Origin of the sequence: Ruegeria sp. R8_1, from assembly GCF_017743815.1 — a bacterium.
In the GTDB taxonomy this organism is placed as follows: Bacteria; Pseudomonadota; Alphaproteobacteria; order Rhodobacterales; family Rhodobacteraceae; genus Ruegeria; species Ruegeria lacuscaerulensis_A.
Genome location: NZ_JAGHRL010000001.1, coordinates 464,098 through 475,875, shown reverse-complemented (window position 1 = coordinate 475,875; position 11,778 = coordinate 464,098). Strand labels below are relative to the sequence as shown.

Here is an 11,778-nt window from a genome sequence, read left to right as displayed (position 1 = left end):
TATTCTGGGATTATTATGATGTTGCGCTTGGCAATTGCTCTGACCGTTTTCCTTCCTACAGCTGGGCTTGCTGCCCAATGCGGAAACACCAGCGCCGGGTTTGAAGCCTGGAAAAAGGACTTCTCACGACAGGCAAAACGTGCTGGCGTCAAGAAAAAGGGGCTTCAGGCATTGGCCCAAACGACCTATGCCACACGAACAATTGCCGCAGACCGCAATCAGAAAAGCTTTAAGTACTCGTTAGACAAATTCATGCAAGTGCGCGGGGCGGATACAATCGTCGCGCAAGGGCGCAAACGAAAAGCACGAAACCCTCAGTTTTACGCCGCTCTCGAACGGCAATACGGAGTACCCGCAGGTGTTCTTATTGCCATCCATGGGATGGAAACGGGCTTTGGTGGTTTTATGGGCGACAGTCAGGTTGTATCGGCTATCACCACGCTGGCCTATGATTGTCGTCGGTCCGAGTTCTTTATTCCCCACGCAATTGGCGCCCTTAAGCTGGTCGATCAAGGCAGCATTACGACAGCTACCAAGGGCGCGAAACATGGCGAATTGGGGCACACACAGTTTCTACCCGGCAATGCGTTGACCTATGGAGTCGACGCAACAGGTGACGGTAACGTTGACTTTTACAACATGACTGACGCGCTGGCATCGACAGCCAACTTTTTGCGCAAAAAGGGTTGGAAACCGGGGCGCGGCTACCAAGCGGGGCAGCCGAACTTTGCGGTCATCCAGCAATGGAATGCCGCCACCGTGTACCAACAATCGATCGCGATAATGGCCGCCCGAATCGACGGTTGACCCTGACCACATTTCCGCGCAACTGCCCCACATTTTGGCCACATTCTTGCCATGAACATTAAACGGCCCCCAAAATGCCTAGGTTTCCTGAGCGTAATCAATCTTTGCAATTTGTGATTTTTTTCCATTATCGCCCAAATCTGCCCTATTTTCCTTGCTAGGCTGTATTTCGACACAACATGCGGCAGAGGAATGCGCAGTGACTCCGAAGAACAGCTATCATGGTGGCCTGCAGTTTGACGGCGAGACCGATGGCGCGATCGAGCGTTTCAGCGCGATTGTGGCTGCGACTTTGGAAGATTATGGCCATCTGGTAGAGCGTAAAAGCGTTCTCGATTCCACCGAAGCCAGCATCGTGTGCAGCCAGTATCTTGTGCGGCTGACACTGGACACTCAGGTGCCAGCAAGCGAGACGCGGATCGAACGTGTGGACCGCGCGGCCGGATTGAAAACGATTAAACGCCCTGTCGTGACCTTGCCGCAAAATCGACTGACAATCACTGTGTCTCCGGTTTCAGAATTGCTGGATGACACTGAAATCTCAGAACTAATGTTGGTGGTGATCCTGTATCGTATGGTCGACATCTGCGCGACCAAACGGGTCGAGTGGCTATCGCCCAACACGGTTCTGACCATCGAACAATTCATGAGTGCATTTGACACTCTGCCCCCCGCTAAAAAAAAGCGGAATAGAAAGCAAGTATTCGAGGCGGTTTCTGGCCCATTTGCGGGGCTGGACACTATTGAGGAAGACCCACTGGACGAGCCACAAAAAAAGGCGCCGCCTCCGGCAGCCCGGCCGATCCAGTTGTCGGATGAGCAGTTGCTCAGCATCGCTTTTAGGACAGAACCTATCGAGCAGCCAATAGATCAGGAGGACACGCCCCCCCTCGACCACGAACAACCAAGTGACGTCCTGCGACTGACCAGTTGGGGACTAACCGGTGCCGTGGCCAGTGTGTCTGTCCCGATCGCGGTCTCAATGGCCGCTGTGAACCTGATAAGGGGCGAAGACTTTCGCCTGAACACCCAGGTACTTGCCTATTCCGTAGCGATCTCTGCTCTCAGCACAAGCGGGGCATTCGCGGGCGTTGCCAACGCTTTGGGCATGTAATTCACAAAACAAGACCCTCCTAGGAGGCCCCGCCATCAGGCGGGGTTTTCTATTTTGCGCAGACGCTCTGCTGCCAAAACGTATGTGTGGATCGAAAATATGACTGCCTGCGATTTGGGAAGGCGCAGCAGGGTTTGGCGCTCGCTTCGTAAATAAGCTGCAGTACCGGGGTCCTTGATGTGGCGTGGTTCTTGCGCACTGCGTGGCTGGTACAGCTCGGCGTCTTCGTACCACAAAGCATTATAGCGCCACAGTGGTCGGCCGGGTTGAATTCCATCAAACAGGCGCTGCACGCGGCGCGCAACGTTTTCGTCGTAGCTGTCTACAGGCAGATGGATGTCGATCAACGGACGCATGAATTTCTCGGACAATCGCCAACTGGCCGGAAAGCACAGGATTGCACCGGTCAGAACATGCTCTTCACCCCGCTTTTGCAGGATGCAAATATCCTCCTGCACCAAATTGCACAGAGTCTCCATCGGGTGTTTGCGATCGATGCCAACCACTTGCCCATCCGGTCGAATGACAGTGCCAGAACACCCCGGATAAGCGTGGTGAAGCACCAGATCCAACACTTCTTGCGCGGCAGGCTCGGCGGCGGGATCCAGCGCCAAAACGTCAGCGCGACGATCGCGCAGCAACGCCGCTCGATATTGCATCTGTGCGGCGAAGGCGTCATCACGATGCAACCACGTCTCCATGCTGGCTGGTTGGATGCCCGGCAGGGGCCTTTCCGAAAGAGGGTCGTACGGGATCGAGCTTTGCAAAATCGTCATGCGGTCGACTTACCACCACACCATCCTGATGCCGGTCAAAAAGCGACGAGCCGACCGTCGCAAAATATCAAGACGACAGCGCAATGATTCTCCACGCTTAATAAATAGGCAGGGAGGGACGCCATGAACACTCACTACCGCGATGGCCGAAAGATCGATCCGACAAAGGGCGCGACCCTTGGCGATGGTACGCCAAACGACTTGGACCGGATTGAGATAGGCCCAACACAACTGGCCTTTGCCGAATGGGAGGCCGCTGGCGTGACCCTGCCCAATCTGGCATCAATGCGCGAATATCGATGGAAACGTCTGACGCAAGCTGTCGTTGATCGTGGTTATGGCGGCTTGCTGATGTTTGACCCGCTCAACATCCGCTATGCGACCGACAGCACGAACATGCAGCTGTGGAACACGCATAACCCGTTTCGTGCCGTGCTGCTCTGTGCGGACGGTTACATGGTGATCTGGGACTACAAGAATTCTCCGTTTCTTTCGACTTTCAACCCCTTGGTACGCGAACAGCGCTCGGGCGCGGACCTGTTCTATTTCGACCGTGGCGACAAGGTGGATGTGGCGGCAGATGTGTTCTCGAACGAAGTACGCGCACTGATCGAAGAACATTGTGGCGGCAACATGCGACTGGCTGTCGACAAAATCATGTTGCACGGGCTGCGCGCTTTGGAAGCGCAAGGGTTCGAGATCATGGAAGGCGAAGAGGTCACCGAAAAAACCCGCGCCATCAAAGGACCGGATGAGATTCTGGCGATGCGCTGCGCGAACCACGCCTGCGAAACAGCCGTCGCCGAGATGGAGAAATTTGCCCGTGCCAATGTGGGCGACGGCAAGACGTCCGAGGATGACATCTGGGCTATTCTTCACGCTGAAAACATCCGGCGCGGCGGCGAATGGATCGAAACCCGACTGCTGGCCTCGGGGCAGCGTACGAATCCTTGGTTTCAGGAATGTGGTCCGCGCATTACGCAAGCCAACGAGATCATCGCCTTCGACACGGATCTTATCGGCTCGTACGGGATTTGCATCGACATTTCACGCACATGGTGGATCGGTGATCAAAAACCGCGACCCGACATGATCTATGCCATGCAGCACGCCCATGAGCATATCATGACCAATATGGAGATGCTGAAACCCGGCGTCATGATCCCCGAACTGACCGCCAACAGTCATCGACTGGACGACAAGTTTCAGGCGCAGAAATATGGTTGCCTGATGCATGGGGTGGGGCTGTGTGACGAATGGCCTCTGGTCGCTTATCCGGACAAGGCAGTGCCGGGCGCGTATGATTACCCTCTTGAGCCCGGCATGGTCCTTTGCGTCGAAGCCGCCGTCGGCGAAGTGGGCGGGGACTTCTCGATCAAACTGGAAGATCAGGTTCTCATCACCGAAGACGGGTATGAGAACCTTTCGACCTATCCCTTTGATGCCCAATTGATGGGGCTCGTTTGACCTTTTAATCCGGCCAGGTCGAACGCTTGACGTTACCGTGCCAGTCCTCGGCCATCACTACGCTGGCCGAGTGCGTGTTCGGCCAGTTCTGACCGGCTGAAAAACCGATAACCCCCGCCAACGCGATAACGATCAGAATGTCTGGGCGCAGTGTTGCGCCACGGGGTGCGGAAGTGACATGTGCCATGATTGCCTCCTTGGCTGCTTTGCTTCACAAGCCCAAGATGGGGAAGGTTCTTCCTTTATTAAAACGAATATTTGAAAGTCCATTCATCACAGTCGGTGATGTTTCAACTTCTCTGCTTTAACTGCCATGATCTATAGAGGCGATCTTTCCTCACCTTCCCGTGACGGCCACGACAAATGGGTTGAGCGACCCCAAGTAAGCCCACAGTATTAAGGCAACTCGCGACGTAAGGAACTGCCATGCCCACCGAACGTATTACTTTTGCCGGTCACGACGGCAACCAACTTGCTGCGCGCCTTGACCTGCCGGATGGTCCGGTGCTGGCCACCGCTTTGTTTGCACATTGTTTTACCTGCTCCAAAGACATTCCCGCCGCCCGCAGAATCGCTGCGCGTCTGGCTGGGATGGGTATTGCTGTTCTGCGCTTCGACTTCACCGGGCTGGGCCATTCCGATGGCGAGTTTGCCAACACCACGTTCTCATCCAATGTCGAGGACTTGATCGCGGCGTCGCACTACCTGGCAAGGCGCGACATGCCACCGTCTCTGCTGATCGGGCATTCGCTGGGCGGCGCCGCTGTTCTGCGCGCGCGCGCTGGAATTCCCAGCGTCAAGGCCGTGGTTACACTGGGTGCGCCTGCCGATCCGGGCCATGTATCGCACCATTTCCAAGCAGCGCTGCCCGAGATCGAACAAGAAGGCTCGGCCGAGGTGACATTGGGTGGGCGACCCTTCCGCATTGGCAAGGCGTTTGTTGACGATATCTCAGAATCCGCGATGACGCCTGCCATCAAAGAGCTGAAGGCCGCGCTGTTGATCCTGCACGCCCCACTGGACGAAACGGTCAGCATCGACAACGCCAGCACGATTTTCCTGACTGCCAAGCATCCCAAAAGCTTTGTCACACTGGACGACGCCGACCACCTGATCACCCGCGCCTCGGACGCTGAATATGCTGCGGACGTTATCGCAGCCTGGGTGACGCGCTATGTCGCGCTCCACCCGCCTGCCCCACCGCCCGGAGCGCCCGAAGGCATCGTCCGCGTGACCGAGGCTGATCCGAATGGATTTTTGCAGGATATTCAGTCCGGCCCCCGACACCACGCAATCGCGGATGAACCCGCGTCCTATGGCGGCACTGACCGGGGCATGTCGCCCTATGGTTTCGTGTCTTCAGGTTTGGGGGCCTGCACCTCGATGACCATACGGATGTATGCGCGCCGTAAACGGTGGCCCTTGACGGGTATCACGGTCGATGTCTGTCACAACAAGGTCCACGCGCAGGACGCCGGATTGATAGGCGACGGCAAAGTCGACCTGTTCCGGCGCAAAATCCGGTTGGAAGGCCCACTGGATCAGGAACAACGCGCAAGGTTGCTTGAGATTGCCGACAAGTGCCCCGTTCACAGGACACTTGAAGGAACGGCTCAGATCACCACCGAATTGCTGGCTTGACGCCCGTTACCGTCGCGGCGACGGGCGATGAATCGGTGGGCGCGCGGTTGGCGGTCGCGCGACCGGCGGGCGCGGTCGGGCCGGAGGTTTCGCAACCGGCGGACGGGGCCGCGCGGGTGGTTTACCAATTGGCGGCACGGGTCGCGCAGGGGGGCGCCCCTCTGGCGGCCTTGGACGAACAGGGCGATCAACGTCAATATCGACGTCGACATCGTGATAATAGTCGTTCCATAGCAGCGAGTCATAAAACGGGTCATACCCGTAGCCGACACCTACGGTGACTCCGTCGCAGGCCGAGAGCGTGAAACTGGCGGCGCCCAGGCTCAGCGCCAGAAAGGTTCTTCTGATCAGTTTACTGGTCATGTCCACTCTCCTCACCGCGCTGCCTGGAACGAATCGAACACCGCGTTCAGGTCGTCCACGTAAGCCGGATCCGCGCCGTCGCGCAGAACAGCGACAGCAACGGCCACACGGTCGCGCGGCAGATCGATCACGGTTGCGGTAAAGTTGACCCCCCGTCCTTCACGGGTTCCGGTACCACGAATAACTTGCGCAGGCAGCCCGCCGATCCGGGTCGAAACGGTATCGGATGCAACCGGGGACTTGACCAGAAACTTGTCAATGTCCTGCAAATACCGCAGCCCGCCGTCTATAGAGGCGACCCCGGCGGGGGATACGAACCCGATCCAGACCGTATCATCGGTCACAGGCCGGACGCCCATCACCCGTGCGACAGCACGCGGATCACCCAGTTCGGTATCCTCGATCTCGCGCGGGCCACCGGTTCGGACCGCCCAAAAGTCGGGCACAGAAAAGCTGAACAGCGCGCGCCCGTTATCGGTATACGTGACAGGCGTTTCAGCCAAGGCCGGAACAGCGCTTAGCCACATCGCCGCAAAAGCAGAGCTCAATCGCAAAAACATATCCAAATAACCTATTGTTTCTTTTAACCTAGATTGACCTGTCACCTTCGGGTTTGTCCAGTCTTGGCATAACAAAAAACCCGCGCCGGGATTGCTCCGAGCGCGGGTCGTAAATGTCAGTTGCGCGGAAAATCAGGCGCGGGCGTCGCCCACCAGCTTCCACAAAGCGGGGATCAACAGGGCTGCAAGCGCCAGTTTAACCGCATCGCCCACCAGGAACGGAGTCATACCCCACTCCAGAATCGGTTGGTCCCAGCCATAAAGCTGACCCAGCCACAGCAGGCCCGGAACGTAGATCAGGACGTTCGCCAGAACCAGCGCCAGCGCCAGCTTTCCGACCGAACGGTCCCAACCGCGTGCTGCCAAAGCGCCCAACAGAACGGTCGCCATCAGATAGCCGACAAGGTAGCCGCCAGTGCCACCCATCATGTAGGTCAGGCCAAATTTCTCGGCCGACGATCCCGCGAATACATCAAAGCCCAACGCACCAATCAGCAGATAGCCCAGCATGGTCACAAGACCCAGACGCGCGCCATATGCGGTGCCGATGCTCAACACTGCAAAAGTGCCCATTGTCATCGGTACCGGAAACATCGGTACTTTGATTTTCGCGGCAACGGCCAGAGCAACGATGCCCAACGCGACCAGAACCACTTGCTTGACGCGCAGTGCTGTGCCCTCACGCGGGCCAATCGCGTTGGCCAGTACGTTTGCATTCATCTTCACTTCTCCCCAATTCGGATCGGAATTCCGCAACAGCAATGCCCAATCCGGGCGATCACTTCAAGGTGAATACGTTATCGCAGGACGTATTGCGTGTCCATTTCATAGGATTTTCGCGGCCCGGATACGACCCAACGCACGTTCCAGCGCGGCCAGTTCCCAAAATCATAAGTCGCGCCATAGCTGTCAGGTGCGCAATCATGGTGATCGGCAACCTGCTGCGAACCTAGTTTCAACCGGTGAAAATACCGTCCGTCGTCGAAGTGTATCGCGATCCCATCACGATCCGCGTGCCACATATAGCGACGTGTCCCCTTCATCTCGGCCTGACCGGGAATGCGCAGCGTGACCTCTTCGTCATAGACCAATCCGTGATCGGCGCGGTGCAGAACGGCCGTTCCGTCCGCCTGCACCACCTGCCCTGCCCGCGCATCGCGGATTGTCCGGGTTAAGGTCCATTGGCCTTCAAAATCAAACAAATCGCCGGGTGCGTTCATTCGGACAGATACCCATCCGTGATCTCGCCATTGTCATCAATGAAGCGAATGATCAAACCACTTTGCAAAACGTCATAACAAGCCCACAGCTCGGACGGTGGCCAGGTCGAGCAATACCTGTCCTCTCGCACCGCCCAACGTCCAGCACTGGGTCGCCCCGAGAAGTAATGCGTCACTCCGCTTGCTTCGAAGTTCTGCGTTACGCCCTCTGCGTAGCTGAGTGTCTGCCCGGCCAATGTCGACTGAATCTTATCTCCGGTCAGCGGCCAGAACTCGGTCGCGGCGGCAAAACCGGGCCAAAGGGCCAAAATCAGGGCAAACCGTCTCATATTCGCACTCACGCCTTGTTCGTTGGCCTGCGCGGGTTTAAACCCCGCCGCATCGCATCCTGCCAAATCACAATAAGGTGCCGCTGCCAATGATTCCACGCTATTCCCGCCCCGATATGGTCGCCATCTGGTCGCCCGAATCCAAGTTCCGCATCTGGTACGAGATCGAGGCACATGCCTGTGACGCCATGGCCGATCTGGGCGTCATCCCGCGTGAGAACGCCGAGGCTGTCTGGAAAGCCAAGGACGTGGAATTCGACGTCGCTCGCATTGACGAAATTGAAGCCGTCACCAAGCACGACGTCATCGCCTTCCTGACCCATTTGGCCGAGCATGTCGGTAGCGAAGAGGCCCGTTTCGTGCATCAGGGCATGACGTCTTCGGACGTGCTGGACACCTGCCTGAACGTCCAACTGACCCGCGCCGCTGATCTGCTGATCGCCGACCTCGAAGGCCTGCTGACCGCTCTGAAGCGTCGCGCGATCGAGCACAAAGACACCGTCCGTATTGGTCGCAGCCACGGCATCCACGCAGAGCCCACCACCATGGGTCTGACCTTTGCGCGCTTCTACGCCGAAATGGACCGCAACCTGTCGCGGATGCGCGATGCCCGCGCCGAAATCGCAACCGGCGCGATCAGCGGTGCCGTCGGCACCTTCGCCAATATCGACCCGCGTGTCGAAGAACATGTCTGCGACCAGCTGGGCTTGGTCCCCGAACCGATCAGCACGCAGGTCATCCCGCGCGACCGTCACGCAGCGTTCTTTGCCACGCTAGGCGTCATCGCCAGCAGCATCGAAAACATTGCCATCGAAATCCGCCACATGCAGCGGACCGAGGTGCTGGAGGGGGCCGAGTTCTTCTCGATGGGCCAAAAGGGCTCGTCGGCCATGCCGCATAAGAAAAACCCGGTCCTGACCGAGAACCTGACCGGTCTGGCCCGCATGGTGCGCGCTGCCGTAATCCCGGCGATGGAGAATGTGGCCCTTTGGCATGAACGCGATATCTCGCATTCCTCGGTTGAACGGATGATCGGGCCCGATGCGACGATCACTCTGGATTTTGCGCTGGCCCGTCTGACTGGGGTGATCGACAAGATGCTGATCTTCCCCGAGAACATGCTCGAGAACATGAACAAGTTCCCCGGCCTGGTGATGAGCCAGCGTGTACTGCTGGCCCTGACACAGGCTGGTGTCAGCCGCGAAGACGCCTATGCCATGGTTCAGCGCAACGCGTTGAAGGTTTGGGAACACCGCACCGATTTCAAAGAGGAACTGCTGGCTGACCCCGATGTCACCGCTGCGCTGAGCCCTGAAGAAATCGAAGAAAAATTCGACCTTGGTTATCACACCAAACATGTAGACACGATCTTCGCCCGCGTCTTCGGCGAGTGAGCTGACTAATATCAATCCTTTCAAAGGCCCGGACTGCATTGGCGGATCCGGGCCTTGTTCTTTTGAAAATTCGACCAAATTCAGATAGTATGCTTGTGTATTTCCAATCAGGAGAAACACAATGATCCGCTCTCTTATCTGCGCGTTGGCGCTGGCAAGTTCGACCACTGCCGCTTTGGCTTGCGGTTCGCACACGGAACAAACACAGTCCTGTGCGCCCGGAACCTCTTGGGACGCGGTAAGCCACAGCTGTAAAGAAAACGTCAGCGGCTAAGAAATTATTTCCTACTCGTGAATAAAAGCGAGCCTGCGGTTGTTAGCTTTTTGTCAGATCGCACTATGATTGATCAGAACAGCCCAGAGAACGGAGTAGGAATATGCGCCTCGTACTAGCTTCTGCCATTGCCCTTCAGGCATTTGCATTCGCACCCGCCGTGTATGCAGCGGGTGGAAATGACACCCGTCCCCCCAAAACAACGAACACGACGAAGAAATGCCTGTTTGGTCGGGTGTATGACAAAGATCGTGGCCGTTGCGTAAAGCCCGACAAAACCAGCTTTTCGGAAGACGAACTGTATAGTGCAGTGCGCGAACTTGCGTATGACGGACAGTTTGAAAATGCCCAAAGCATTCTGCGCATCATGGATCAGGACGATGATCGCGTGCAGACCTATTGGGGCTTTACCTTCCGCAAGATGGGTAAGCTGGAACTGGCAAATGCCTATTACCAGGACGCCATCAAGACGAACCCTGACAACATTCTTGCACGGTCCTATATGGCGCAGGGCTTTGTGGCCGCGGGTAAAACTGATCTGGCCATCGAACAATGGCGCGAGATCAAGGCACGCGGTGGAGAGGGTACTTGGGCCGAGGCATCCCTGCGCGAGGCGATCCGCACCGGGCTGACCTTCAACTACTAAGCTTCAGCTTTTCTTTACCCGACTCTCTGTAGTCTGCCTGCGGAACAGCAATTTGGCACCGCAGGCAGATGCAGGACACAAACACATTGATACAGGTGGCATCAGGGGCCACACCTTCCGCAAGCGACAGTGTTGACGATGCCCCGCGCGTTGTACCACGCGCACTCAGCAGCCGGGAAAAGGCTGCCGTCGTTGTCAGGCTATTGCTGAACGAAGGTGCCGACATTCCCTTGGAGGAGCTTCCCGACGAGCTACAGGAAAAACTGACTCATCAGCTGGGGCAAATGGGGCTGGTGGATCGCGTAACACTGGACGCCGTCGCTGCCGAGTTTGCCGAGGCTCTGGAAAGTATCGGCCTGTCATTCCCTCACGGGTTGGCGGGCGCATTGGACGCCGTGAACGGCAAGATCGCTCCGGCAACAGCGGCACGATTGCGCAAAGTGGCGGGTGTACGCCAAGTCGGTGATCCGTGGCAGCGTCTCAGGGAAATTCCGGCCGAAGATCTGGCTCAGATCGCGCAGGCCGAAAGCATCGAAATCGCCGCTGTCATGCTGTCCAAACTGGAAACCGCCAAGGCTGCGCAAATGCTGGGGCATCTGCCCGGCCCCGTGGCGCGGCGCATCACTTACGCCGTGTCAAAAACCACCAATATCACGCCCGAGGCTGTTGAACGGATTGGCTGGTCTCTGGCAGCGCAGCTTGATCAACGACCAGCAACCGCCTTTAACGACGGCCCCGGAGAACGGGTCGGCGCTATCCTAAATCAATCTGCTGCGTCCACTCGCGATGGCCTGCTAACGGCGCTGGACGAAGAAGATTCCGATTTTGCCAGCCTCGTGCGGCAATCAATTTTCACCTTCGCCCATATCCCTGCCCGCATCTTGCCCAGGGATGTTCCTGCAGTCTTGCGGAGTGTCGACCAACCCGTCCTTGTCACCGCCCTTGCAGGGGCTGATACCGAAGGCGACAAGGCCTCGGTCGAATATCTTCTGACCAACATGTCTTCGCGGATGGCAGACAATCTGCGCGAGGAAATGGCTGAGCGCGGCAAGGTCAAACAGGCAGAAGGTGAAGACGCCATGACGCAAATTGTCGGCGCCATTCGCGCCCTGGTGGACGACGGTGCGATCTCTTTGGTGGAAGACGAAACCGAAGAATGACCCTGCCTTCAGCGTGTTTCGCTGAAC

General features: G+C 57.3%; 15 protein-coding genes. 8 read left to right on the top strand and 7 right to left on the bottom strand.

Annotation, left to right across the window (positions count from 1 at the left end; all coding sequences use genetic code 11):
- The first annotated feature begins 18 nt into the window (after positions 1-18).
- Together J7380_RS02390 and J7380_RS02385 are read left to right on the top strand one after the other, a co-directional pair.
- On the top strand, positions 19-807 hold the full coding sequence (locus J7380_RS02390) for a lytic murein transglycosylase (RefSeq protein ID WP_209194319.1): 789 nt from the start codon (positions 19-21) through the stop codon (positions 805-807).
- A 199-nt stretch (positions 808-1,006) separates the two neighbouring features.
- Positions 1,007-1,921 carry a hypothetical protein gene (locus tag J7380_RS02385; protein ID WP_348539064.1) on the top strand — a complete coding sequence of 305 codons (915 nt, stop codon included), beginning with the start codon at positions 1,007-1,009 and terminating at the stop codon, positions 1,919-1,921.
- A gap of 35 nt (positions 1,922-1,956) precedes the next feature.
- On the opposite strand, the gene J7380_RS02380 is transcribed toward J7380_RS02385, so the two are convergent.
- Positions 1,957-2,697: a DUF3445 domain-containing protein gene (locus J7380_RS02380; protein WP_209194318.1), complete on the bottom strand. Its 741-nt coding sequence runs from the start codon at positions 2,695-2,697 to the stop codon at positions 1,957-1,959.
- Positions 2,698-2,820: 123 nt separating this feature from the next.
- Between J7380_RS02380 and dddP the strand changes: the two genes are divergently transcribed.
- Positions 2,821-4,164 (top strand): dimethylsulfonioproprionate lyase DddP, encoded by a 1,344-nt coding sequence (dddP, locus tag J7380_RS02375; RefSeq protein WP_209194317.1) that lies wholly within the window; start codon positions 2,821-2,823, stop codon positions 4,162-4,164.
- A 4-nt stretch (positions 4,165-4,168) separates the two neighbouring features.
- Here dddP and J7380_RS02370 read toward each other — a convergent pair whose 3' ends face one another.
- Positions 4,169-4,351 carry a hypothetical protein gene (locus J7380_RS02370; RefSeq protein WP_209194316.1) on the bottom strand — a complete coding sequence of 61 codons (183 nt, stop codon included), beginning with the start codon at positions 4,349-4,351 and terminating at the stop codon, positions 4,169-4,171.
- Between the two features lie 239 nt (positions 4,352-4,590).
- Between J7380_RS02370 and J7380_RS02365 the strand changes: the two genes are divergently transcribed.
- Positions 4,591-5,805 (top strand): bifunctional alpha/beta hydrolase/OsmC family protein, encoded by a 1,215-nt coding sequence (locus J7380_RS02365; RefSeq protein ID WP_209194315.1) that lies wholly within the window; start codon positions 4,591-4,593, stop codon positions 5,803-5,805.
- 6 nt (positions 5,806-5,811) lie between these two features.
- On the opposite strand, the gene J7380_RS02360 is transcribed toward J7380_RS02365, so the two are convergent.
- The 5 genes from J7380_RS02360 to J7380_RS02340 all read right to left on the bottom strand — a co-directional run bounded on the left by J7380_RS02360 (position 5,812) and on the right by J7380_RS02340 (position 8,277).
- Entirely contained in the window at positions 5,812-6,168 is a 357-nt protein-coding gene (locus J7380_RS02360; RefSeq protein ID WP_170354539.1) for a hypothetical protein, read from the bottom strand.
- Between the two features lie 11 nt (positions 6,169-6,179).
- Entirely contained in the window at positions 6,180-6,728 is a 549-nt protein-coding gene (locus tag J7380_RS02355; RefSeq protein ID WP_209194314.1) for a hypothetical protein, read from the bottom strand.
- A gap of 132 nt (positions 6,729-6,860) precedes the next feature.
- On the bottom strand, positions 6,861-7,448 hold the full coding sequence (locus tag J7380_RS02350) for a biotin transporter BioY (RefSeq protein WP_170354541.1): 588 nt from the start codon (positions 7,446-7,448) through the stop codon (positions 6,861-6,863).
- 77 nt (positions 7,449-7,525) lie between these two features.
- Positions 7,526-7,948 carry a DUF6314 family protein gene (locus J7380_RS02345; RefSeq protein WP_209194313.1) on the bottom strand — a complete coding sequence of 141 codons (423 nt, stop codon included), beginning with the start codon at positions 7,946-7,948 and terminating at the stop codon, positions 7,526-7,528.
- The gene (locus J7380_RS02340; RefSeq protein WP_209194312.1) at positions 7,945-8,277 is read right to left on the bottom strand and encodes a hypothetical protein; all 333 of its coding nucleotides are present in this window, start codon (positions 8,275-8,277) and stop codon (positions 7,945-7,947) included. The genes J7380_RS02345 and J7380_RS02340 overlap by 4 nt, the downstream gene beginning before the upstream one ends.
- An 89-nt stretch (positions 8,278-8,366) precedes the next feature.
- On the opposite strand from J7380_RS02340, the gene purB reads away from it, so the two are divergent.
- From purB to J7380_RS02320, 4 genes are all read left to right on the top strand, one after another.
- On the top strand, positions 8,367-9,671 hold the full coding sequence (gene purB, locus J7380_RS02335; protein WP_209194311.1) for an adenylosuccinate lyase: 1,305 nt from the start codon (positions 8,367-8,369) through the stop codon (positions 9,669-9,671).
- 121 nt (positions 9,672-9,792) lie between these two features.
- Positions 9,793-9,945: an adenylosuccinate lyase gene (locus tag J7380_RS02330; protein ID WP_209194310.1), complete on the top strand. Its 153-nt coding sequence runs from the start codon at positions 9,793-9,795 to the stop codon at positions 9,943-9,945.
- Positions 9,946-10,048: 103 nt separating this feature from the next.
- Positions 10,049-10,591 carry a hypothetical protein gene (locus J7380_RS02325; protein ID WP_170354546.1) on the top strand — a complete coding sequence of 181 codons (543 nt, stop codon included), beginning with the start codon at positions 10,049-10,051 and terminating at the stop codon, positions 10,589-10,591.
- Between the two features lie 68 nt (positions 10,592-10,659).
- Positions 10,660-11,751, top strand: a complete 1,092-nt coding sequence (locus J7380_RS02320) for a FliG C-terminal domain-containing protein (protein ID WP_209194309.1) — start codon at positions 10,660-10,662, stop codon at positions 11,749-11,751.
- Positions 11,752-11,778 lie beyond the last annotated feature (27 nt).

Excerpts from the sequence above, each read along its gene's own strand:
- J7380_RS02390 (WP_209194319.1), top strand. The coding sequence starts at position 19 with ATGTTGCGCTTGGCAATTGCTCTGACCGTTTTCCTTCCTACAGCTGGG.
- J7380_RS02380 (WP_209194318.1), bottom strand. The coding sequence starts at position 2,697 with ATGACGATTTTGCAAAGCTCGATCCCGTACGACCCTCTTTCGGAAAGG.
- dddP (WP_209194317.1), top strand. The coding sequence starts at position 2,821 with ATGAACACTCACTACCGCGATGGCCGAAAGATCGATCCGACAAAGGGC.
- J7380_RS02370 (WP_209194316.1), bottom strand. The coding sequence starts at position 4,351 with ATGGCACATGTCACTTCCGCACCCCGTGGCGCAACACTGCGCCCAGAC.
- J7380_RS02365 (WP_209194315.1), top strand. The coding sequence starts at position 4,591 with ATGCCCACCGAACGTATTACTTTTGCCGGTCACGACGGCAACCAACTT.
- J7380_RS02360 (WP_170354539.1), bottom strand. The coding sequence starts at position 6,168 with ATGACCAGTAAACTGATCAGAAGAACCTTTCTGGCGCTGAGCCTGGGC.
- J7380_RS02355 (WP_209194314.1), bottom strand. The coding sequence starts at position 6,728 with ATGTTTTTGCGATTGAGCTCTGCTTTTGCGGCGATGTGGCTAAGCGCT.
- J7380_RS02350 (WP_170354541.1), bottom strand. The coding sequence starts at position 7,448 with ATGAATGCAAACGTACTGGCCAACGCGATTGGCCCGCGTGAGGGCACA.
- J7380_RS02345 (WP_209194313.1), bottom strand. The coding sequence starts at position 7,948 with ATGAACGCACCCGGCGATTTGTTTGATTTTGAAGGCCAATGGACCTTA.
- J7380_RS02340 (WP_209194312.1), bottom strand. The coding sequence starts at position 8,277 with ATGAGACGGTTTGCCCTGATTTTGGCCCTTTGGCCCGGTTTTGCCGCC.
- purB (WP_209194311.1), top strand. The coding sequence starts at position 8,367 with ATGATTCCACGCTATTCCCGCCCCGATATGGTCGCCATCTGGTCGCCC.
- J7380_RS02330 (WP_209194310.1), top strand. The coding sequence starts at position 9,793 with ATGATCCGCTCTCTTATCTGCGCGTTGGCGCTGGCAAGTTCGACCACT.
- J7380_RS02325 (WP_170354546.1), top strand. The coding sequence starts at position 10,049 with ATGCGCCTCGTACTAGCTTCTGCCATTGCCCTTCAGGCATTTGCATTC.
- J7380_RS02320 (WP_209194309.1), top strand. The coding sequence starts at position 10,660 with ATGCAGGACACAAACACATTGATACAGGTGGCATCAGGGGCCACACCT.